21 protein-coding genes are annotated in these 20,512 nt (G+C 70.8%); 8 read left to right on the top strand and 13 right to left on the bottom strand.

Translation table 11 applies throughout. The features are described 5' to 3' along the window. Positions 1-22: 22 nt before the first annotated feature. The 3 genes from ABD212_RS02835 to ABD212_RS02825 all read right to left on the bottom strand — a co-directional run bounded on the left by ABD212_RS02835 (position 23) and on the right by ABD212_RS02825 (position 3,582). Positions 23-1,378 carry an APC family permease gene (locus ABD212_RS02835; RefSeq protein WP_344090980.1) on the bottom strand — a complete coding sequence of 452 codons (1,356 nt, stop codon included), beginning with the start codon at positions 1,376-1,378 and terminating at the stop codon, positions 23-25. 75 nt (positions 1,379-1,453) lie between these two features. Then, entirely contained in the window at positions 1,454-3,010 is a 1,557-nt protein-coding gene (locus ABD212_RS02830) for a glycerol-3-phosphate dehydrogenase/oxidase (protein WP_344090978.1), read from the bottom strand. Beyond that, positions 3,007-3,582: a TetR/AcrR family transcriptional regulator gene (locus tag ABD212_RS02825; protein WP_344090977.1), complete on the bottom strand. Its 576-nt coding sequence runs from the start codon at positions 3,580-3,582 to the stop codon at positions 3,007-3,009. Before ABD212_RS02825 ends, ABD212_RS02830 begins: the two co-directional genes overlap by 4 nt. Before the next feature lie 34 nt (positions 3,583-3,616). On the opposite strand from ABD212_RS02825, the gene ABD212_RS02820 reads away from it, so the two are divergent. Beyond that, positions 3,617-5,281 (top strand): FAD-binding oxidoreductase, encoded by a 1,665-nt coding sequence (locus tag ABD212_RS02820; protein WP_344090976.1) that lies wholly within the window; start codon positions 3,617-3,619, stop codon positions 5,279-5,281. Then, positions 5,278-6,183 carry a diacylglycerol kinase gene (locus ABD212_RS02815; protein ID WP_344090973.1) on the top strand — a complete coding sequence of 302 codons (906 nt, stop codon included), beginning with the start codon at positions 5,278-5,280 and terminating at the stop codon, positions 6,181-6,183. Before ABD212_RS02820 ends, ABD212_RS02815 begins: the two co-directional genes overlap by 4 nt. A 15-nt stretch (positions 6,184-6,198) precedes the next feature. On the opposite strand, the gene ABD212_RS02810 is transcribed toward ABD212_RS02815, so the two are convergent. The 4 genes from ABD212_RS02810 to ABD212_RS02795 all read right to left on the bottom strand — a co-directional run bounded on the left by ABD212_RS02810 (position 6,199) and on the right by ABD212_RS02795 (position 11,086). Continuing rightward, on the bottom strand, positions 6,199-7,494 hold the full coding sequence (locus ABD212_RS02810) for an alpha/beta hydrolase (protein WP_344090971.1): 1,296 nt from the start codon (positions 7,492-7,494) through the stop codon (positions 6,199-6,201). After that, positions 7,491-10,052, bottom strand: coding sequence for a bifunctional lysylphosphatidylglycerol flippase/synthetase MprF (locus ABD212_RS02805; protein WP_344090968.1), 2,562 nt, complete (start codon positions 10,050-10,052; stop codon positions 7,491-7,493). Before ABD212_RS02805 ends, ABD212_RS02810 begins: the two co-directional genes overlap by 4 nt. A 93-nt stretch (positions 10,053-10,145) precedes the next feature. Then, positions 10,146-10,388, bottom strand: a complete 243-nt coding sequence (locus tag ABD212_RS02800; RefSeq protein ID WP_344090965.1) for a zf-HC2 domain-containing protein — start codon at positions 10,386-10,388, stop codon at positions 10,146-10,148. Then, the gene (locus ABD212_RS02795) at positions 10,385-11,086 is read right to left on the bottom strand and encodes a sigma-70 family RNA polymerase sigma factor (RefSeq protein WP_425561224.1); all 702 of its coding nucleotides are present in this window, start codon (positions 11,084-11,086) and stop codon (positions 10,385-10,387) included. Before ABD212_RS02795 ends, ABD212_RS02800 begins: the two co-directional genes overlap by 4 nt. A gap of 51 nt (positions 11,087-11,137) precedes the next feature. Here ABD212_RS02795 and aroA point away from each other — a divergent pair, with 51 nt between their 5' ends. Genes aroA through bcp form a run of 3 tightly spaced genes read left to right on the top strand, consistent with a single transcriptional unit; the run spans position 11,138 to position 14,066 of the window. Next, on the top strand, positions 11,138-12,514 hold the full coding sequence (gene aroA / locus ABD212_RS02790) for a 3-phosphoshikimate 1-carboxyvinyltransferase (RefSeq protein ID WP_344090962.1): 1,377 nt from the start codon (positions 11,138-11,140) through the stop codon (positions 12,512-12,514). Next, a complete protein-coding gene (rsgA, locus tag ABD212_RS02785; RefSeq protein WP_344090961.1) occupies positions 12,511-13,599 on the top strand; it encodes a ribosome small subunit-dependent GTPase A in 1,089 nt (362 codons plus the stop codon). Before aroA ends, rsgA begins: the two co-directional genes overlap by 4 nt. Continuing rightward, the gene (bcp, locus tag ABD212_RS02780; protein WP_344090960.1) at positions 13,596-14,066 is read left to right on the top strand and encodes a thioredoxin-dependent thiol peroxidase; all 471 of its coding nucleotides are present in this window, start codon (positions 13,596-13,598) and stop codon (positions 14,064-14,066) included. Before rsgA ends, bcp begins: the two co-directional genes overlap by 4 nt. 36 nt (positions 14,067-14,102) lie before the next feature. On the opposite strand, the gene ABD212_RS02775 is transcribed toward bcp, so the two are convergent. Next, positions 14,103-14,498: a histidine kinase gene (locus ABD212_RS02775; RefSeq protein WP_344090958.1), complete on the bottom strand. Its 396-nt coding sequence runs from the start codon at positions 14,496-14,498 to the stop codon at positions 14,103-14,105. Positions 14,499-14,745: 247 nt separating this feature from the next. Here ABD212_RS02775 and ABD212_RS02770 point away from each other — a divergent pair, with 247 nt between their 5' ends. Next, positions 14,746-14,994, top strand: coding sequence for a WhiB family transcriptional regulator (locus tag ABD212_RS02770; protein WP_018171995.1), 249 nt, complete (start codon positions 14,746-14,748; stop codon positions 14,992-14,994). Positions 14,995-15,146: 152 nt separating this feature from the next. On the opposite strand, the gene ABD212_RS02765 is transcribed toward ABD212_RS02770, so the two are convergent. From ABD212_RS02765 to ABD212_RS02755, 3 genes are read right to left on the bottom strand one after another with little or no spacing between them, the layout of a single operon-like run. Continuing rightward, positions 15,147-16,637 carry a sensor histidine kinase gene (locus tag ABD212_RS02765; RefSeq protein WP_344090956.1) on the bottom strand — a complete coding sequence of 497 codons (1,491 nt, stop codon included), beginning with the start codon at positions 16,635-16,637 and terminating at the stop codon, positions 15,147-15,149. Between the two features lie 43 nt (positions 16,638-16,680). Then, the gene (locus ABD212_RS02760) at positions 16,681-17,931 is read right to left on the bottom strand and encodes a CpaE/TadZ family protein (protein ID WP_344090954.1); all 1,251 of its coding nucleotides are present in this window, start codon (positions 17,929-17,931) and stop codon (positions 16,681-16,683) included. Next, positions 17,928-18,554: an SAF domain-containing protein gene (locus ABD212_RS02755; RefSeq protein ID WP_344090952.1), complete on the bottom strand. Its 627-nt coding sequence runs from the start codon at positions 18,552-18,554 to the stop codon at positions 17,928-17,930. Before ABD212_RS02755 ends, ABD212_RS02760 begins: the two co-directional genes overlap by 4 nt. Positions 18,555-18,652: 98 nt before the next feature. Between ABD212_RS02755 and ABD212_RS02750 the strand changes: the two genes are divergently transcribed. Then, positions 18,653-18,934, top strand: coding sequence for a helix-turn-helix domain-containing protein (locus tag ABD212_RS02750; protein WP_344090950.1), 282 nt, complete (start codon positions 18,653-18,655; stop codon positions 18,932-18,934). Positions 18,935-18,959: 25 nt separating this feature from the next. On the opposite strand, the gene ABD212_RS02745 is transcribed toward ABD212_RS02750, so the two are convergent. Beyond that, positions 18,960-19,562, bottom strand: coding sequence for a hypothetical protein (locus ABD212_RS02745; protein ID WP_344090948.1), 603 nt, complete (start codon positions 19,560-19,562; stop codon positions 18,960-18,962). Between the two features lie 129 nt (positions 19,563-19,691). Here ABD212_RS02745 and ABD212_RS02740 point away from each other — a divergent pair, with 129 nt between their 5' ends. Beyond that, positions 19,692-20,132 (top strand): Rv3235 family protein, encoded by a 441-nt coding sequence (locus ABD212_RS02740; RefSeq protein ID WP_344090946.1) that lies wholly within the window; start codon positions 19,692-19,694, stop codon positions 20,130-20,132. Between the two features lie 57 nt (positions 20,133-20,189). Here ABD212_RS02740 and ABD212_RS02735 read toward each other — a convergent pair whose 3' ends face one another. Further along, positions 20,190-20,489 (bottom strand): hypothetical protein, encoded by a 300-nt coding sequence (locus ABD212_RS02735; protein WP_344090943.1) that lies wholly within the window; start codon positions 20,487-20,489, stop codon positions 20,190-20,192. Positions 20,490-20,512: the final 23 nt, after the last annotated feature.

Below are 20,512 nucleotides of genomic sequence, written 5' to 3'. Positions count from 1 at the left end.
ATGCCGCACGGCCCGAGCCGGGTCAGGATCGAGTCGCTCGCGAAGCGGCGGTGTCCAAGCCCTCCTGCCCGCGCTGGCCGCGGTGGCCCGGTGCGGCATCCGGACGCCGCCGGCGCGCGCGCCGGACGATCGTGACACTGCCGGCGGCGACGGCGAGCCCCGCAGCAGGCAGCAGCGAGCCGATCGCGAGGATCAGCATCCCCGCGCACAGCACGGCGGCGATCACCGCCATCCACCATCCCGCCGTACCACGCGGCAGCAGCCGCACGGCGGCGACCATGCCGATGGCGTAGATGGCGACCATGCTGCTGGTGTGCACGAGGATGAACGGCTTCAGCTGCAGCCCCGAAAGCAGCATCAGGCCGAAGTAGAGGAGCACGACGACCGCGGTCAGGGCGAGCGCGCGGCGCGGGATGCCGCCCGCCTCCGCTCCCTTCGAGAACCACCGCGGCAGATCCCGATTCGTGGCGAGGGATGCCCCGAGCTTGGCGAATGCGGCGAGATAGGCGTTCATCACCCCGAGCGCGACGATCGCGGCGATGACGCCGACGGCCGCCGCGCCGAACCCGGGCGATCCGAGGCGGGCGAGTTCGAGCAGCGGCACCGCGCCCTCGCCGGCCGATGCTCCGAGCGCACCGACGGTGATGATCTGAAGGACGAGGTAGCAGGCTGCGGTGACGACGAGCGCGATCGCCGTGCCGATCGGGATGGCGCGCCGGGGGTTGCGGAACTCGCCCGAGATGTGCGTCCCCACCTCCCAGCCGGCGAATGCCCACACGAACAGGCTGACGGCTGTGCCGACACCGGCCCAGCCGTGCGGCAGGAAGGGCGTGAAGCTCTGCGGCTGGACGGCCGGAGCGGCCAGCGCGACGACTCCGACGACGACGGTGAGCAGCAGCGCGGTCAGGACGAACTGCACCCACCCCGCCACGCGCACGCCGAAGGCGTTGGCGACGAACGGCGGCACGAGGATCGCCAGTGCGATGACCGGGATCATCGAGCGATCGATCCCGGCGATGGCCACGACGTAGTTCGCACCGAGCACGGCCACGACCGGCGCGCCGGCGCACACCCCGAACATGAACCAGTACCCGGTCATGCGGGCGGCGGTATCGCCGAGCGCGCGGCGCACGTAGCTGGCGACGCCGCCGGGGTCGGGATAACGTGCCGCCAGCACCGCGAAGGTGCCGGCGAGCGGGATCGAGAGACCGATCACGGCGATCACGGCGACGATGCTGGCGGGGCCGGCGACGCCCGCCGCGAGGCCGGGCAGCACCAGCAGCCCCGTCCCGAGCACCGAGGCGATGTACAGCGCCGTGCCTTGGACGATCCCGATCCGGCCGTGAGCCGGCGGCGTCGGGGCATCGGGCGCTGTCATGCTTCCAGTGTCCAGGACGCCACCGACCTCCGTTCGCGGCATTCCGCCTACGTTCCGCGGATTCCTGCCAAACCGCTACAGCGGATCGACGCCGGCGCGCTCGAAGGCGGCGGCCGCGGCATCCCACGAGGATTCACGGTCCGCCGCGACGAGGCCGAGGCGTGTCCGCCGGTCGAGCACATCGTCGACAGTGAGCGCGCCCTCGACGGCGATCCCCCACTGCAGCTCCTGCGCCGTGACTCCGCGAGCGGCGGCCGGGCCGTCGGACAGGGCCGCGGCGAAGGGCGCCTCTGCGCCGTAGCGGCGCACCAGCCGTGGCGGGGCCGCTATCTCGATCAGCCTCGGCCGCGGCCAGGCACCCACCAGCGGAAGCGCACGTGTGCGTGACGCCGGCACCGTCTCGGGCGCGAAGCGGCGTGCCACGGCTGTGTCGACGGCGTCCTGCGCCATCCGCCGGTACGTGGTGAGCTTGCCGCCGACGACGCTGAGCAGCCCGCTGGGTGACTCGATGATCGCGTGGCGCCGTGAGAGGTCGCTCGTCTCGCCGTCCTCGGCCCCGGCCAGGAGGGGCCGCAGGCCGGCGAACGTCCCGCTCAGGTCGGCACGCGTCAGCGGCGCTGCCAGCACCGTGCTGACGGTGTCGAGGAGCATGTCGATCTCGGCATCCGTCGCCTGCGGCACATCCGGGATGCCGTCATCCGCCGGCATGTCGGTCAGCCCGATGTAAGCGCGGCCATGGGGTGCGGGCAGGGTGAACACGAAGCGGCTCGACGAGCCGGCCACCGGGATCGTCAGCGACACGTCCGACCCGCCGAGCCTCGCCGCTTCGACGACCAGGTGCGTGCCGCGACTGGGGCGCAGCCGCACCCCGGGATCGAGTTCGCCCGCCCATACTCCGGTGGCGTTGAGGACGGCGCGCGCGCGCACACGGATGTCCGTGCCCGTCGCCAGGTCGCGCAGGAGGGCACTGCCGCCGTCGGCCTCGCGTGCCTCGACGCGCGTGAGGATGGATGCCCCGTACCCGGCGGCGGTCCGCGCAACAGCCACCACCAGCCGGGCGTCGTCGATGAGCTGGCCGTCCCAGCCTCGCATCCCGCCGCGGAGCGCCTCGGCGCGCAGGGCAGGCGCGAGCCGCAGCGTCTCGTCGCGGCCGATCGGCCCAGGCGAGTGGAGCAGGGCGTCGGGAGTGCCGACGATCCGCCGCAGTCCGTCTCCGAGTCCGTAGCCGATGCCGATGTATGCGCCGCGCGACATGTGCCCGGGCGCGTACAGCGGCAGCACCTGCGCCATGGGGCGCACGAGGTGCGGTGCGATCCTCGTCATCAGCAGGTGCCGCTCCGAGGCGCTCTCGTGCGCGATGGCGACCTGGCCGGTCGCGAGGTAGCGCAGTCCGCCGTGGATGAGCTTCGAGCTCCAGCGGCTCGTGCCGTGGGCGAGGTCGTTCCGCTCGACGAGAACCGTGCGCAGCCCTCTGCTCGCGGCATCCAGTGCGATGCCCGCCCCCGTGGCTCCGCCGCCGATCACCAGCACATCGATGTCGGGATTCGCCGACAGCGCCTCGATCTCGCGCAGCCGTCGCCCGGCATGGAGCGCCGACGGCAGCGGCGTCCGTCCGACGATTCGGACGCTCATGACGGGACCCTGAGATAGCCGGTGAGCGCCAGTGAGAGCTCCCGTCGCCAGCGCTCGGGCGGGAGCCACTCGATCACGAGCGGTGCGGACTGCACGGCCGACTGGACGATCAGCAGCACCATCGCCGCGAACTGCGCCGCGTCGCCAGGGCGCACCCAGCCGGCGCGCTGGCCGGCGCTGATCCCGCGCACCAGCTCGGCGTGGATCGCGCGCTGGCTGGTGCCGAGCCGCTCGAGGATGTACCGCGCGAACAGCTCGGGGTCGGTGTCGCGGAGCCTGTCCACGAGCGGCAGCCGGCGCACCCGCTCGGCCGTGTCGACGAGCGTGTCCACCAGGGCGGCGAGATCCTCTGCCCGAGCGTGCGGCTCCGGCAGGACGGCGAGCAGCTCGCGCGTCACGAGGGCTGCGAACACCGACTGCACGTCCGGCCAGTAGCGGTACAGCGTCTGGCGGGCGATGCCGCAGCGACGGGCGATGTCGGATGCCGTCGTCCGGCGGATCCCGTGCTCCAGCACCTCTTCGAGCGCGGCGTCGAGGATCGCGCTCACGGTGTCGGGAACCCCATCGACCATGTGACAACCATACAGAATGTGTCATACTGTCGCCATGCCTGCGACGACGCCGTCGAGCCCCGAACCCGCCGTTCGTGTCGTCGAGGTGCCGACGGTACGACCCCGCTCCGACTGGGATGCCTGGGGGACCGACCAGGCGCGGCTCCCGGCCGGGGCCAAGGCGATCCTCGCCACGATCCTGCGCGGCAGGCCGCGACCGGTCGCCCGTCGGGCCGCCCCGACCCTCACGGCATCCCGGATCGGCGACGCGGACCTCGCCGCGCTGAGCGCGATCGTGGGCGAGGGCGCCGCCACTCCCGACGATTCGGTGCGGATGCTGCATCTCGGCGGCAAGAGCACACCCGACCTGCTGCGGCGCCGGCTCGACGACCCGCAGCCCGCTCCCGACGCGGTGGTGTCGACGGCGTCGCACGACGAGGTGCTCGCGGTGCTCGCAGAATGCCAGAGGCGCGGGATCGCGGTCGTGCCGTTCGGCGGCGGCACCTCCGTCGTCGGCGGCGTCGACCCCCAGCGCGGCTCTCACGACGTCGTGATCGCTCTCGACCTCGCACCCACCGCGGCTCTTCTCGACCTGGACGAGACCTCGCTGCTCGCGACCTTCGGTGCGGGAACGACGGGGCCGCAGGCCGAGGAGCTGCTGCGGGCCCACGGATTCACGCTCGGCCATTTCCCGCAGAGCTTCGAATACGCGACGATCGGGGGATTCGCCGCGACACGATCCAGCGGCCAGGCGTCGCGCGGGTACGGACGATTCGACGATCTGGTGCATGCCCTGCGCATCGCGACGCCGGTGGGTGACCTGTCGCTGGGCCGGGCCCCTGCGAGCGCCGCCGGCCCCGACCTCCGCGAGCTGTTCCTCGGGTCGGAGGGGGCGTTCGGCGTGCTCACCGAGGTCACCGTGCGGGTGAGACCTCTGCCGGGCGCCACCGGGTACGCAGCGTGGACCTTCCCCGACTTCGGGTCCGGCGCCGAGGCGCTCCGCGAGGCGACGCAGCGCGGCATCCGTCCCACCGTCCTCCGCCTCAGCGACGCCACCGAGACGCGGGTGAACGCGGCACTCGGCGGGCACCTCACGCGGCTGCGCGGCTGCCTCGCGGTCGCCACCTTCGATGGCGCCGATGACAGAGAGGTCGAGGCGGCCCGATCACAGCTGGACGCCGTCTTCGCCGCCCACGGCGGCACTCCCCGCGGCGAGGACCCGGCCCGCTCCTGGGAGCGTGGCCGGTTCTCGTCGCCGGCGCTGCGCGACACCCTGATGGACGCCGGCGTCCTCGCCGAGACGCTCGAGACCGCGACGACCTGGACCCGGCTGGCTGAGCTCAAGCGAGCGGTCACAGACGCAGTCACGCAGACCCTCGCGGCCGGCGGCACCAGACCCATCGTGCTGTGCCACATCTCGCACGTCTACGCGGCGGGCGCCTCGCTCTACTTCACGGTCGTCGCGGCGCTCACCGACGATCCACTCGCTCAATGGCACGCCGCGAAGGATGCCGCCTCCCGCGCGATCGGGGCGGCCCACGGCACGATCACCCACCACCATGCCGTAGGTCGCGACCACCGGCCGTACCTCGAGACCGAGATCGGCACGCTCGGAGTGGAGATCCTCCGCGCGGTGAAGGCGACCGTGGATCCGCGCGGGATCATGAACCCGGGCGCGCTGGTCGTCCCCCTGCCGGCCAGCGCGGGCGGCGCCGCGTGAGCGTCGTCCTGCTCGTCAACCCGGCGGCGCGTGCCGGCTCGCACCGCGGCGCGGGCGCGGAAGCCGCCGAGCGCCTCCGCGCACACGGCATCCGCACCACGATCATCAGCGCCGGCAGTGCGGCCGAGTCCAGCGACCTGCTGCGCACCGCCATCGGGCTCGGCACCGACGCGGTCGTCGTCGCAGGCGGCGACGGCACGGTGCATCTCGCGATCCAGGAGCTCGCGGGGAGCGGCATCCCGCTCGGCATCATCCCGGCGGGCACCGGAAACGACATGGCCGCCGCCGTCGGGCTGCGAGAGCTGGATGTCGCGGCAGCCGCCGACACGATCGCCGCGGGGCGGACACGCCGGATCGATCTCGCGAGAGTGACCCGCACCGACGGCTCGACCGAGTACTTCGGCAGCGTGCTCGCGAGCGGGTTCGATTCGCGCGTCAACGACCGCGCCAACGCCATGCGGTGGCCGCGGGGAGGCTCGCGCTACAACATCGCGATCCTCATCGAGTTCCTCACGTTGCGCGGCATCCCGTACGATGTCGAGCTCGTGCTCGACGACGGGTCCGCCCAGCGCATCGCGGGAGATCTCGTGATGGCGACGATCGGCAACGGCGGCACGTATGGCGGCGGCATCCCGATCTGTCCGGATGCCGATCCTTCCGACGGCCTGCTGGATGTCGCGATCGTCCGACCTGCTGGACGCCTGCGGCTGCTGCGGCTGCTGCCGCGCGTCTACAAGGGCACGCACGCGTCCGTCGACGAGGTGTCGATGTTCCGGGTGCGCACAGCGCGGCTGGCGGCGTCAGGCGTCACCGCGTACGCAGACGGCGATCCGATCGGCACGCTGCCGCTCGCCGTCGAGGTCGTGCCTGGCGCGCTGTCGCTGTACGTCCGCGAGGCTTGACGCGGCCGTCCATCGCTACGGGGGCGACAGTCCGACGGCCGTGCCGAGCGCCGGGATCGCCAGCGCGAGTCCGCCGTCGAGCGCGGGTCCGATATGCCCGGCGCCCGGCACCGTCTCGAACTCCACGGTGAATCCGGCGGCGCTCGCCGCCTCGGCGTTCGCCCGCAGCCCTGGGCCGTACCTGGTGTCGTCGCCGCCCGAGGTGAACACGGCGGTGTGACCGTCGTACCTTCCCGCATTGGCTGCCATCACGGCCGCCGGCTTGGCCGCCTCGAACGCCGCGCGGTCGCCTGCGAAGACCTTCGCGATCGTCGACCCGACGGCTTCGGAACCCGGGAACTCGTTTCCGGACACGTCGAGCACGTTCCCCCAGATCTCGGGATGCTGGCTCCCCCAGAGCAGAGCGCATGCGCCGCCGTTCGAGTAGCCTCCGATCACCCACGACGCCGAGTCGTCGATGATGTTCAGATGCGTCCGGGCGTATGCCGGGATCTCGATGTTGAAGTACGTGGAGACGGCGCCGTATGTCGTGGAGTCATGGCATGCCGGATCGAGGACCGGGCTCGCGAGCTGATCGGCCACGATCGCGATGGGAGCAAGTCCGTGGTGCGCGGCCGCGAATGCGTCCAGCACCTTCGCGAGCGCTGTCGGATCCGGTGAGCCGGGCTGCCCCATCATGAACACGATCAACGGGAGTCGGGGTGGATGCGCCACGAGGGCCGCAGGCGGAAGGTAGACCGCAGCGTCCCTGGCCGCGAAACCGGGCGACGGGATGCGGTTCGCGCCGGCGAGCGCACCCACGACACCCTTCGCGCGCATGCCCGCGGGAGCGACCCATGTCTCGTAGGGCGGCGACGTGGTCGAGGAGGGCGAGGGCGTCGCCGTCGGCAGCGCGACAGGACTCAGCGCCTGCACGCCGATGATGGCCGCGAGGGTGTGGGTGATGCCGAACGTCCGGTTCACCCCGAGCGCCCCCCACACGACGGAGGCGAGGATCAGGATGCCGGCGAGCGCTGTCCGCCACCACGGTCCACCCCAGAGCGAGGCGATGCCTGCACCGGCCGCCGTCAGACCGACCGTCGCCCAGATGACCGCCTGCGCGGGAATGGGAACGTCGAACATGTCGAGGGCGTCGGAGGTCACGACCAGAGCGACGGCGATCGCGGCGCCGCTCGCGGCGCCGATCGCCACACGGACCGGATGGCGCGGCTTCATGCCGGTGACCACCACGAGCAGGGCGACGATGAGGATGCCGAACCCCGGGAGGACCCACCCGTCGATGAGTTCGAGCCCCAGAAGCCAGCGGATCACCTGTGGCCGCCCGTCGTCGTGGGCGAGGGGCCGGAGAGCAGGTTTCGCACGAGCGCGACGTACTCACGGGGCGAGGCATCCGGAACATAGGCGCGTGCCACCGCCGACCCGATCGCGGGAAGCGACACCGGATCGGCGAACGCCATGTAGAGCGTGCGGTACGCGGGGTGGAACTTGCTCTTGAAGCGGAACAGCGAGGCGAATCCGTACACCGGCTCGAGAACCCCGCCGAGCCAGGCGAGGAACGACGACAGCATCGTCGGATCGGGCGCCACCTCGCCATCGGCGAGCGGCTTCTCCGCGAGCGGCGCGCCCGAGAGACTCAGCACTTCCAGCCCCTGCTCCTTCATCAGCAGGGCGGCCTTCGCGATCAGGAACTCGATCACGCCGTTGGGCGCATCGGCCTCCCGGCGCATGAAGTCGAGGGTCCAGCCCACGAGCACGCCGTCGCGCCATGACGGCATCCAGCTGGTCACGGCACGAAGCCGTCCGTCGGCGTCGACGGCGAGGAGCAGGGCGACGTCGGGATCGGTGAGCTCTTCCATACCGCCGAGAGTGAAGCCCATCTCGGGCAGCTCCCGATCGGTGACCCACTGCTCGCTGATCGCCGCGATCTGCGAGGTCATCGCCGGGGTCAGCGCTCGCCAGCTGGTCCACTCCGCGGTCATCCCCTCGCGCTCCGCGCGGTGCAAGGGGTACCGCACCTTCTGCCATGGCTTTCCGACCATCTCGAGCTCGGGCAGGTGCATGACGGTCTCCTCCCCGACCGACGCGACGTGCCAGCCCATGTCGGCGAAGGCGGGAAGGTAGTCATCGTGGATGCTGTAGAACACGGGCGTCCACCCGCGACCGATGGCGAACTCGGCGAACTCCCGGAGCGTGTCCGACGCACGCGACGGCACGCAGAGCGGATCGGCGACGGCGAGCGCGACTCCGTTCACCACGCGGTATGCCACGGCGGCCTGCAGATCGTCGCTGAACCACTGCTCGTTGCCCCGCCACGTGCCGATGAACGACAGCGTGCCACCGCCGCGCCGAAGGAGCGACCGATACAGCGTCGCGGACTCCCCGGCCGCTCCGACGGGCCTGGAGGTTGCGCGGTACAGCCGCAGGATCGCCACGACCGCGATCAGCCAGAATGCCACCCCGATCCACTGGTAGACGACGAGCGCCGCGCCCCGGTGCGGATACGGAGGCTCGCCGATCCCCTGCAGGAAGACCGGAGGGATGAACCGGCGCACCGCCTCCACGAACAGGTCGGCGACACGCGGCTGCACGGAGAAGGCGCGCGGGAACAGCGACTCGACGAGCAGGAACACGAGCGTGCACATGACGAACGCGGTGCCGGTCGTGATCCACAGCGCGCGGATCGCGGCCCATGGGGCGCGCACCTGGAACCGATGGCGCGTGACGATCAGCGTCACGAGGACTCCCACCGGAACGCCGATGGTCGAGATCACCCAGAGCGCCCACTCGAAGGCGGCTCCGTCGACAGGATCGGCGAAGAAGACTTCGCCGAAGATCACCGAGACCGTCGCGAGGATCGCGAGCGCCGCGTTGACGCCGACCGCGATCATCCATGCCACACGGCGCCCCGACCGCAGGCCCCACGCAGCGACGAGCAGGAGGACGAGGGGCACGATCGCCAGGAGGGCCGGGCCGACGCCCCGCGTGACGAGCAAAGCGAACTGATGGTCGCACGCCCGCACGTACTGCGCCTCGCATCGGTTGACGATCTCCTGGTCGAACTGCGCGAAGGACGTCGCGACGAGCGACAGCGGTCCGCGTCCGCCGCCGGCGATCAGGGCGGCGATGGGGCCGAGGCCCGTGACCGCGACGATCGTCGCGACGAGGGATCGCGTCTCGCGTGTGGAGCTTCGATGCCACGGGCGCCTCGGCACGTCGCGGGCGAAGAGAAGGCCGAGAGCCAGCGCGGTCAATGCGGCGATGAGCCGGTACCACGAGTCGACATCGCCGGCGTAGAGGGCGAACATGCCCACGATGGCGAGAGCGACGATGCGGATGCGCCGACGCCACAGCGCACCGGCCAGCCCCGACGCCGCCATCAGTGCCCCTGCGATCACGATCGCCGGGTCGAGCACGGTCGCGCGCGTGGCCGCGGCGCTGACGACGGGGGTGCCCGAGAGCAGCACCTGCACAGCAGCGCCGACGAACAGTGCGACCACCCCCGTGACGGCCATCGAGATCAGCGTGCGCGCCGATCCGAGGATGCGTTCCGCCACCGCCAGCGCCGTCAGAGCGAGCAGTACCGACAGCACGGCGTCCACGGTGGAGTCGGGGATGACGAGCGAGGTCGCCATGGTCCACCACATCGACGGTGTCAGCAGTGAAGCCGCTCCCCATCCGAGCGTGTCGGACACCTCGAGTCCCCACAGGCCCCCGGTCATGCCGGAGGTAATGAGCACGAGGACTCCGAATCCCACGGCAACGGGATTGCGTCGGACGTAGACGCCGGTGCGACTCAGCCAGCGCAGAGCCCATGCCGGGGTCGAGCGCTCGTCGCTCCGCGCGACCGTGTCGACGGTCGATCCGTCCATGCGCTCCCCGCCTCTCGACGAGGAGACACTATGACCTGGCCCTGTGATGAACCTCTAAGGGGCCTGCGCAGGATCTGCGTCAGGCGTGCGACGTCAGTGCGTCGCCTGCACCGCCCGCAGCGACGCCAGCACCTGGTCGCGCAGCTCCTCGGGCGCGGACTCCCTGCATGCCCGCGCGATCACCTCGGTGAGCGTGCGCGCCACGAGAGCCTCGTCCGTGCAGTCGGCGCAATGCGCCAGGTGCTCGGCGATGTCGGCCTGCTCGGTCTTGCACACCTCGTGGCGCAGGTACTCCTCCAGGTCGCGCCGTGCCTGGTCACAGCCGCAATCGGTCATTCGGGGCTCCTCGTGGCGGCGGTGGAGATGCCGCGCTCTTTCGCGTAGTCGGCGAGCAGTTCACGGAGCATTCGCCTGCCACGATGCAGACGGCTCATGACCGTGCCGATGGGGGTCTTCATGATGTCGGCGATCTCCTGGTAGGCGAAGCCCTCGACATCTGCGAGGTACACCGCCAGCCGGAAGTCCTCCGGGATGGCCTGCAGGGCGTCCTTCACGACGGATGCCGGCATCCGATCGATCGCCTCTGCCTCGGCCGATCGAGAACTCGTCGCCGTGGTCGACTCGGCTCCGCCGAGCTGCCAATCCTCGAGTTCGTCGATGGTGCCCTGATAGGGCTCGCGCTGCTTCTTGCGGTACGTGTTGATGTACGTGTTCGTGAGGATCCGGTACAGCCACGCCTTGAGGTTCGTCCCCTGCGTGAACGTCCGCCATGATGCGAAGGCCTTGACGAACGTCTCCTGCACGAGATCGGCCGCGTCCGCGGGGTTGCGGGTCATGCGCATGGCTGCGGCGTACAGCTGGTCCATGAAGGGCAGCGCCTGCTCTTCGAACTGCGTCCGTGCTTCCTGCGCCGGGTCGGCGTGCACCTGCTCAGTGGGATCTGACATCACGCGCCAGTCTACGGCGGGGTCGAAAAGTCCCGAATCCGCCCAGAGGGATGCCTCGGGGTCGGCGCGATCGAGAGTGACGATCATCGGGCTCCGTTTTCGCTGGTAGGCGGGCAGGGTTCAGTAGGGTAGAACCCGATGACCGCCGACAGGTATTCCCCAGACTTCACGCCCGCCGCACGCGGCCCCTGGCAGGCCCCCGTCGCGCCTGCTCCTCTGCATGCGACCGTCACCGTGCCGGGGTCCAAGTCGCTGACGAGCCGCGAGCTGATCCTCGCCGCGCTCGCCGACGGGCCCAGCCGGCTGATCGCGCCCTTGCACTCGGACGACTCGGCGCGCATGATCGACGCCCTGCGCTCGCTCGGGGTCGGCATCGCTTTCGAAACCGGAACGGGCACGTACGGCGACGACATCCTCGTCAACCCTGTCTGGCCGCTGCGGGGCGGCACCGACGTCGACTGCGGCCAGGCGGGCACGGTGATGCGGTTCGTCGCCGCCCTGGGCGGCTTCGCGTCCGGCGACGTGGCGCTCACGGCGCACGAGAGCGCGCTGCACCGCCCGATGGGCGCAATGATCACGGCGCTGCGCGATGTCGGCGTCGACATCGACGACGGCGGGCACTGGGCGCTGCCGTTCATCGTCCGCGGCCACGGGCACGTCCGGGGCGGCGAGGTCACCATCGACGCGAGCGCTTCGAGTCAGTTCGTGTCGGGGCTGCTGCTTGCGGCACCGCGGTTCGACGTCGGCCTGCACCTCGTCCACGTCGGCGAGCGTCTGCCCAGCATCCCCCACATCGACATGACCGTGGAGTCGCTGGCACATCGGGGCGTCCACGTCGAGCGACCGGGCACCGGCGAATGGATCGTCCCCGCGGGCACGATCCGCGGCAAGGACGTGGCCATCGAGCCCGACCTGTCCAACGCCGCGCCGTTCCTGGCGGCAGCGATGATCGCAGGCGGGTCGGTGTCGGTCACGGGGTGGCCGGCCCACTCCACCCAGCCCGGCGCCATGCTGACCGAGATCCTCACGCTCATGGGCGCCAAGGTCGTGCGCCGGGGCGGTGCTCTCACGGTGACGGCCGGCTCCGGCGGCATCCAGGGCGTCGATCTCGACCTGTCGGCCGCGGGCGAGCTGACGCCAACGATCTTCGCCCTCGCAGCATTCGCCGAGGCACCCACGACCCTCTACGGCATCGGTCACATCCGCGGACACGAGACCGATCGCATCGCCGCTCTCGTCGGCGAGCTGCGCAGCCTCGGCGGCGAGGCCCACGAGCTCGAGGACGGCATCCGCGTCGTCCCGCGGCCGCTGCATGCCGGACGCTGGCGCGCGCACCACGATCATCGCCTCGCCACGACCGGCGCACTGGTGGGACTCGGCGTGCCGGGCGTCGAGATCGACGACATCGCGACCACCGCCAAGACCATGCCCCAATTCCCGCAGCTGTGGCAGCGGATGCTCGACGACCGCGGCGCGCCCGACGCCCTGCAGCCGGAGGCCATGCGCGCATCGTGAGCTGGCTCGAGGATCTCGACGACGACGACGAACCCGACTTCGACGAGGCGGATGTACGCGTTCGACCGAATCCCAAGGCCAACCGCCCGCGCACGAAGCGCCGCCCCCCGCACGCCGATGCCGAGATCGCCCGCGTGCTGGGCGTCGACCGGGGTCGTTACACGGTGCTGGTGGACGAGGACGGACCAGACGAGCGGACGGTGCTCGGAGTGCGCGCCCGCGAGCTGCGCAAGATGCCGATCGTCACGGGCGACCGCGCCAGGGTCGTGGGCGACCGCACCGGCGACGGGGGGACCCTGGCCCGCATCGTCGGCATCGAGGAGCGCACGTCACTGCTGCGACGCAGCGCCGATGACACCGACCAGGTGGAGCGGATCATCGTGGCGAACGCGGACCAGATGCTCGTCGTCGTCGCGGCCGCCGATCCCGAGCCGCGTGAGCGGCTCGTCGACCGCTACCTCGTCGCGGCGCTGGATGCCGGCATACGTCCCCTGCTCGTGGTGACCAAGATCGACCTCGCCGATCCGTCGAGGTTCCTGGCCCATTTCGAGGGTCTCGACCTCGAGGTCTTCACGAGCGCGCGCGATGAGATGCCCGTGGAGCGCATCGGCGCGGCGCTGGTCGGGCACTCCACGGTGTTCGTCGGCCACTCGGGCGTCGGAAAGTCGACCCTCGTGAACGTGCTGGTGCCCGATGCGCGCCGCGCGACCGGGCACGTGAACGAGGTGACCGGCCGAGGGCGCCACACCTCCAGTTCGACCGTGTCGCTGCGCTACCACGGCGTCGGCGGCAGCGGCTGGGTCATCGACACGCCCGGTGTCCGGTCGTTCGGCCTCGGTCACGTCGACACCGCCAACATCCTGCGCGCGTTCACAGACCTCGCCGAGATCGCCGAGGAGTGCCCGCGCGGATGCACGCATCTGCCGGATGCGCCCGACTGCGCGATCGTCGAAGCCGTGGCCGAGGGGCGCCTGGGGCCGGGCGGCGCTGCGCGGCTGGATTCGCTGCAGCGCCTGCTGCTGACCTTCGCCGACAAGGCATCGCAGCGGGCGGGCGCCACCTCGACGTCTGCGGTGGAGTCGTGACGACCGGGCGCCTCGAGGCGGGCGCCCTCGCCCCCGCCTTCACCCTCCTCGATCAGGACGAGAGGCCGGTGACGCTGCGCGATCTGCGCGGCGGGCGTGTCATCCTCTTCTTCTATCCCGAGGCGATGACGCTCGGCTGCACGATGGAGGCGTGCGACTTCCGCGACAGCCTCGCGCCGCTGCGGGCCGCCGGCTACACGATCCTGGGCGTCTCCCGCGACGCGCCCGAGAAGCTGCGGCGCTTCCGCCACGAGGACGGGCTCACGTACGACCTGCTGAGCGATCCCGACCGCAAGGTCCACCTGAAGTACCGCGTGTGGGGCGACAAGCTGAACTACGGCAAAGTCATCAAGGGCGTCATCCGCTCGACGTTCGTGATCGATGAGAAGGGCCGCCTCCTGCACGCGCTCTACAACGTGCGCGCGACGGGTCACGTCGCCCGGCTGCGCCGGCTCCTGAGTGTCTGAGCTGGGCCCACGGGAGCGGCCTGCTCGAGCCGGCCATCATCCGGATGCCGAGTCTCCGCCCCTGCGGCCGGCATCGCGCACTGCGATCACGAGCAGGACGAGCCCGGCGATCCCTGGGATCGCCAGGAGCAGGCCCGTCGACGGATGCCCGTAGGCGCCGGTCCCCGCGCCGAGCGCCACCGCGAGGATGAGCACCTGCGTGACGATGCCTCCCGAGCGTCCCCACGATAGGTCGCGCCAGATCGCGACCGCGAATGCGATGACGATGGCCGCCCCGACGGCCGTGAACACGACGAGCGCGAGCGCGCTCTCGATCGAGACCGTGTCGCCCGACGCGAGCGCGATGATCTGCCATCCGACGAGGGCCACGAGCGCCGCCCCTTCGAGCCCGACGATGAGCGCAGCAACCCGCGCGACCGCGTTTGTTCGCATCCCTAACGATTCTCCTGATCAGTGCCCTGGCGTTGTGCGAACCCTCTATGCCGCTGAGCGAATACTCAGCTACGGCCACAGAAAACTGCTGATCGACCCTTGATCGCGGTAAACCGCTATGGGACGATTGGTGGAGCATCTGTGCTCCCACAGCGACGTGGGGCGAGCATCCCTCGCACTCCCACCAGGGTATCGGACCCGAATCCGTGCCCATCGCAACCCACCCCCGTCACCAAGGAGCACCCGTATGGACTGGCGCGACAAAGCCGCCTGCCTGACCGTCGACCCCGAACTGTTCTTCCCCGTGGGGAACACGGGGCCGGCCGTCGATCAGATCGAGAAGGCGAAGTCCGTCTGCGCTCGTTGCACGGTGACCGAGATCTGCCTGCAGTACGCCCTCGAGACCGGCCAGGACTCGGGCGTCTGGGGCGGTCTCTCGGAAGATGAGCGCCGCGCGCTCAAGCGCCGCGCCGCGCGTGCCCGTCGCGCTTCCTGACACGACTCGGGTCGATTCCGGGAAGCGCCGTCACGCCAGACAGGTTAGGGTCGAGGCGCGAAGTGCGCGTCGACCCGGCTGCGCGTCCGGATGGACCGCTCGTCGCACTCATCGGAACCTCTTCGAACCGATGCGGACCGGCCGCATCGACGTCATCCGCTCTTCGCGCGCTTGATGTAGCGCAGCGGGATGTCGATCGTGACCTCGGTGCCGCTGCCCATGATGGTGTGCCAGTCGATCGTCCCGCTGAGCTCCCCCTGGATGAGCGTGCGCACGATCTGCGTGCCGAGTCCCCGCCCGACCTGACCCTCGGGCAGGCCGGAGCCGCTGTCGCGCACGCGCACCTCGAGTCGCTCGTCGGAGCGCTCGGCGATGATCTCGACGTCGCCCTCCTGTCCGGCGAGGCCATGCTCTACCGCGTTCGTCACGAGTTCGGTGAGCGCCAGCGCGAGCGGCGTCGCGTACTCGCTGGGCAGCGTGCCGAACCGCCCGCTGGAACGCGTCCGTGCCCGGGTGTTGGGGGCTGCCGCGACCTCGGCGACCAGCTTCAGAACCCGGGCGAAGACCTCGTCGAACTCGACGTTCTGCGCGAGGCCCTCGGAGAGGGTGTCGTGGACGACGGCGATGGCTGAGACGCGCCGCATGGCCTGGGTGAGCGCCTCGCGCGCCTCCTCGGAGTGCGAGCGGCGTGCCTGGATGCGAAGGAGCGACGCGACCGTCTGCAGGTTGTTCTTGACGCGATGGTGGATCTCGCGGATCGTCGCGTCCTTGGTGATGAGCTCCTGCTCCTGATGGCGGATCTCGGTGACGTCGCGGCACAGCACGATCGCGCCGATCCGGGTGCCGTGATCGCGGAGCGGGATCGTCCGAAGCGAGACGGACACGCTCCGCGCCTCGATGTCCGTCCGCCACGGTGCACGGCCCGTCACCACGAGCGGCAGTGTCTCGTCGAACTGCCGGTTCGCCGGCAGGATGCGGGTGGTCACCTCCACCAGCGACTCGCCTTCGAGCTCGTCGTCGAAGCCCATGCGGTTGAACGCCGAGAGCGCATTGGGACTCGCGAATGTCGTCACGCCCTCGACGTCGAGCCGGATGAGTCCGTCGGATGCGCGCGGTGCGCCGCGGCGCGGGGCAGTGGGCGAAGACAGATCGGGAAACTCCCCGGACGCGACCATGCCGAACAGGTCGTCGGCGCAGTCGTTGAACGTGATCTGCTGACGGGAGGGGGTGCGCGTCTCGCCGAGGTTCGTATGCCGGGTGAGCACTCCGATCCGCAGTCCCGGCTCGCCGTTGCGCGAGCGCACGATCGGGACCGCCCGCACCCGGGTGGGAGTCTCCTCGAACCAGTCAGGGGACGCCGAATCGATGATCCGCCCGGACTGGAACGCCTCGCGCACCTGCGTGCGCCATTGGGGTCGCACGCGATCGCCGACGATGTCACGGTAGAACAGCGTCGCGGCGCCGCTCGGGCGAGTGTGCGCAACGGCGACGAAGGAGTCCTCGCCGGACGGCACCCAGATCACGATGTCTGCGAACGCGAGATCCGCGAGAAGCTGACCGTCGCCGGCGAGACGGTGGAGCCACTCCACATCGGTCTCACTCGACCGGCCCTGCGCGTAGACGAGATCGCTGAGGGTAGTCACCCCTCCAGGCTAGTTGACCCGATTCGGAGCGACGAGCGCGGGGTCACGCGGCCGAGCGCCGGCGCATCCCTCGTCCTCTCGCAACCGCAGGCACGCCCACGACGGCCTCGCCGACGAAGCGGCGCAGTGCGAGCGTGAGCGGAGACTTCGGTGCGACCTCGGCGATCGACCGCGCGGACAGCAGTGCTGCGTCCGCAGACCGAGGATCCTGCGGCACGAACCAGACCCCCTCGATCCCCCCGAATCGCTCGAGGGTGCGGCGCACCTGTCCCCGCGCGTCGATCCCGAGCGCACCGGGTCGCAGCCTGTTGGCGATCACGACGACGGGTGTCGCTCCGATCGTGGCCCGCAATTCGGAATGGGCACGCAGGAACCGGGACACCCCGACCGGATCCGCACCGGCGACCGCCACGACGAGGTCCGCGGATCGCAGGGTGGCGAGCGTCGCGGCATTGCGGCGAGGACCCTCGAGATCCGACATGATCTCCTCGTCGCGCTCGAGCGAGGCGGCGATATCCACCACGGTGTAGTCGGCCCACTCCCGGCACACCGCGAGAGCCGCAGCGACGCGGGACTCGCTGAGCTCCGGCCACCTCGACGGCCGGTTGACCCCCGTCAGCACATGGACGCCCGATCGGCCCAGCAGCGTGCTGATCCGGGTCAGCTCACCGACGTCGAGCGTGCCGAACTCGCTCTGGCGGCACGCGGCGGCGAAGCCCGGTCCCTCGTCGGCGAGCCCCAGGCTGATCGCGATCGACGGCGCATGAGTATCCGCATCGACGAGACCGACGTGCCGGCCGCCGCGGGCGAGTTCGACCGCGAGCTCGATCGCGATCGTCGACCGGCCGGGTGCCCCTGCTGGTCCCCACACCGCGATCACCCGGGGCTCAGGTCTGGCCGCGGCGATCGGTGCCTCCGACGCCGCGACCGGCGGCGCAGCGAGGGTATCGGCCAGATGCCAGGGCTCCACATCCATCGCCATCGGCTTCTCGAGGCCGAATGCCGCGGCCAGGCGCTCGTCGGCCGGGCTCGCGCACACCGGCAGGATCCGCGTGCCGGCGCGATCGCACAGCGCGACGACGCCCGCGGTGAGCGAATCGCGACCGACCTCGAGCACGACGGCATCGGCTTCGGCGAGGGTGCCCAGCAGGTCCTCGGCGGCGATGCCCAGCACTCCGTCGGCGGCGACCAGTGCCAGAGCGGATGCCGCTACCACCCCGAGCACGTCATGGCCCTCGCGGGTCAGCCCTGCGGCCAGGTCGCTGCGGGCATCGACGGCGACCACGAGCCTCATGTGCCGGCACCCGTCGGAACGATCGACAGCGCCGACTCGTCGGACATCGCCGCGAGGATGGCTGCGACATCCGCTCGAGGGATCACCAATTCGAGCGAAGCCGAGCCGCCGCCGATCATGGAGTCGTCACGCGTGACAGAGACCACGGTCGCATCCGCCACCAGGATGCGCGGCACGTCGAACTTCCCACGCTCGAGCATCGGGGCGGCCCAGACCTCTACGACCGTCCCGGCCGCGACGGACGCCGGCACGTCGACGGCGCTGCGCACAACGACGCTGGTCGTGCGTGCGGTGGCTGCTTCGTCGACGGCGGACGCCGGAACCAGCTCGCCCGCGGTGATGGTGCGTGTCGCGATCAGGCCGTCCACCAAGCCGGCGGGGGCGAAATACGTATCGGCGAGCTGGCCGAGCCCTACGTCGACGACCTCGAGATCGTCGCGGGTGACCGGCTCGCCCGGCACGATCGTGTGCGCGGCGGCGAACACCGGGGCGGTCTGGCGTGCGGCCGATACGACGACCCACACCCCCGCGACGGATGCCGCGATGAGCAGGATGCCGAGGAAGAAGCGGGCGTCGCCCCACGGCGCGCGACGAGGGGCGCCGGAGGGTGTGGTAGCGGTCATGACCCCATCGTCGCTCAGCCCGCGGGGCCGGCCTCGCCGTTATCCACAGCCCCGCAGGCGCCGGCCCTCCCCCCTGGAGCCGCGTCCATAATGGGGACATGCCCCAGCCCCCGACCCCCGAGGTGCGCCTTCTCGCGGTCGCCCAGGTCGCCGAGATCCTGGGACTGTCGGTCGACGAGGTGATGGACCTCGTCACCGAGGGGCAGCTGCGCGGTATGCGCGTCGGCTCGCCAGCGCGCTGGCGCATCGACGAGGCGAGTGTGGCCGACTATCTCGACGACAAGGCCGAAGAGGCCCGGCGGATGGCGCTGTGGCGGCAGTCGAGCACGGCGAGCTTCCCCGAGCTCTGGGGCACGGGCGCGATCCGCAACTCCGACTGACGGCCGCTGCACGAGGCCACGACGATCAGACCAGCGCCGGTCCATCGAGGCGGATCCACGAGACGGCCCGGAACGGCACGATCCGGTGGCCCGTCACCGCGTCCGCGCGACGCGGCGAACCGGGTTCGTGAAGCGCGAGATCCAGATGGTCCGCACCGGCCCGATCGATCGTGCCCGTGAGGTGCCGCCCCGAGTACAGGTGCAGCGCCACGGGCGTCCTCCGACGCACGAGATCGCGCAGCACGAATCCCAGTGTGAGCCGATCGGCGAGCGCGGAGCGTGCCGGCGACGGCCGCGCGCTCAGGAGCAGGTCCGGATGCGGCATCCCGACGCACATCATTGAATCGAACGGGACCAGCACCGCGCCTGACCGGCCATGATCGGGCTCGAGCGCGACCCAGTCCGCGCCGACGCCGCTGACCTCGGCGAGCAGGACGGTCCCGTCCGAGAGCTCGAAGGATGGTGTCGTCGTGCTGCGATCACGGTCCACGAGCCGGCCTAGTCGGTCTCGGAGAGCGACCCGCGACAGCCGCAGTCGCTCGGCCTCGGTGTCCAGTGCGGCGCGCTCGGCCTCCCATTCCGAGGCGAGCTGATCCTCGAGATCGTCGAAGAACCGGTCCCACCGCACGTGCCGAGGCTAGGCCAATCATCACGACTGGATCACAAGTTATCCACAGTGGGTTTCTCGATTCTTACTGGAAGTTGTCTGTGTGTTCTACTTTCCGCTAGACATCCCCCTGTCGAGAAATAGGCATTCATGGCAACGACGCCGTCGGGTTACGCCCGGGCATATCGTGCGTCCGACGGCGCCCTGGAACTCTCGGAGTTCTTCGCACCGCAGCGGACGTCATCCACCGCGCTTCCCGACCCCGAGCCGTTCCTGCGCAACCTGACGCGCGGCGTTTTCGAGGTGCTCGCGGGCGTTCGCGATGTCGACCAGCTGGCCCGCTGGCTCACCGAGGATCCGTACCGTCGCCTGGTGACGCGCTCGAATCTGGCGGCCCGGGCCCGTAGCGCCCGGGGCATTCCTGCGAAGCGGCCGATGCACGCCATCCTGTCCGCTCGGCACTCCTCCCCCGCCGACGGCGTGGTCGAAGCCGTGGTCATCGTGCAGGGCCCGGCGCGCACCCGCGCCGTCGCGATGCGGCTCGAGGGCATGGACGGGCGCTGGCGCGCGACATCCCTCGCCATCCTCTGAGCCCACCGACCGACGAGAGGGCCGGCTCCAGCGTCGTGGCCGGCCCACTCGTCCCGCTCAGTCCTCGTCGATGAGGTCGAGCAGCTTCTTCAGCGCGTCCCGGATCTCGCGGTGGTCGTACTGACCGGCACGGCTCTCTCCGGCGATCACTCCGGCGCGGTGGACGCGCGTGAAGTCGCCGAAGGGGAACGAATAGGCCCCTTTGGTCTCGGGATCCTCCTGCTTGTCGATGCCGAGATGCCAGTGGGAGTACTCGGTCCAGCCGTTCTTCTCGACGAACGAGTTCTCATCGTCGGCGCTGGGGGCGGCCTCGGACCAGGCGTCGCGGTCGTCGCGGACGACCTTGCCCTCGCGCACCAGCGAACGCGCGTGGCGGAGAG

The sequence above is a fragment of the Microbacterium deminutum genome (assembly GCF_039530205.1).
Classification (GTDB): Bacteria; Actinomycetota; Actinomycetes; order Actinomycetales; family Microbacteriaceae; genus Microbacterium; species Microbacterium deminutum.
This window is presented reverse-complemented; position numbering and strand designations above follow the sequence as displayed.

Excerpts from the sequence above, each read along its gene's own strand:
- ABD212_RS02835 (WP_344090980.1), bottom strand. The coding sequence starts at position 1,378 with ATGACAGCGCCCGATGCCCCGACGCCGCCGGCTCACGGCCGGATCGGG.
- ABD212_RS02830 (WP_344090978.1), bottom strand. The coding sequence starts at position 3,010 with ATGAGCGTCCGAATCGTCGGACGGACGCCGCTGCCGTCGGCGCTCCAT.
- ABD212_RS02825 (WP_344090977.1), bottom strand. The coding sequence starts at position 3,582 with ATGGTCGATGGGGTTCCCGACACCGTGAGCGCGATCCTCGACGCCGCG.
- ABD212_RS02820 (WP_344090976.1), top strand. The coding sequence starts at position 3,617 with ATGCCTGCGACGACGCCGTCGAGCCCCGAACCCGCCGTTCGTGTCGTC.
- ABD212_RS02805 (WP_344090968.1), bottom strand. The coding sequence starts at position 10,052 with ATGGACGGATCGACCGTCGACACGGTCGCGCGGAGCGACGAGCGCTCG.
- ABD212_RS02800 (WP_344090965.1), bottom strand. The coding sequence starts at position 10,388 with ATGACCGATTGCGGCTGTGACCAGGCACGGCGCGACCTGGAGGAGTAC.
- ABD212_RS02795 (WP_425561224.1), bottom strand. The coding sequence starts at position 11,086 with ATGATCGTCACTCTCGATCGCGCCGACCCCGAGGCATCCCTCTGGGCG.
- aroA (WP_344090962.1), top strand. The coding sequence starts at position 11,138 with ATGACCGCCGACAGGTATTCCCCAGACTTCACGCCCGCCGCACGCGGC.
- ABD212_RS02775 (WP_344090958.1), bottom strand. The coding sequence starts at position 14,498 with ATGCGAACAAACGCGGTCGCGCGGGTTGCTGCGCTCATCGTCGGGCTC.
- ABD212_RS02770 (WP_018171995.1), top strand. The coding sequence starts at position 14,746 with ATGGACTGGCGCGACAAAGCCGCCTGCCTGACCGTCGACCCCGAACTG.
- ABD212_RS02760 (WP_344090954.1), bottom strand. The coding sequence starts at position 17,931 with ATGAGGCTCGTGGTCGCCGTCGATGCCCGCAGCGACCTGGCCGCAGGG.
- ABD212_RS02755 (WP_344090952.1), bottom strand. The coding sequence starts at position 18,554 with ATGACCGCTACCACACCCTCCGGCGCCCCTCGTCGCGCGCCGTGGGGC.
- ABD212_RS02750 (WP_344090950.1), top strand. The coding sequence starts at position 18,653 with ATGCCCCAGCCCCCGACCCCCGAGGTGCGCCTTCTCGCGGTCGCCCAG.
- ABD212_RS02740 (WP_344090946.1), top strand. The coding sequence starts at position 19,692 with ATGGCAACGACGCCGTCGGGTTACGCCCGGGCATATCGTGCGTCCGAC.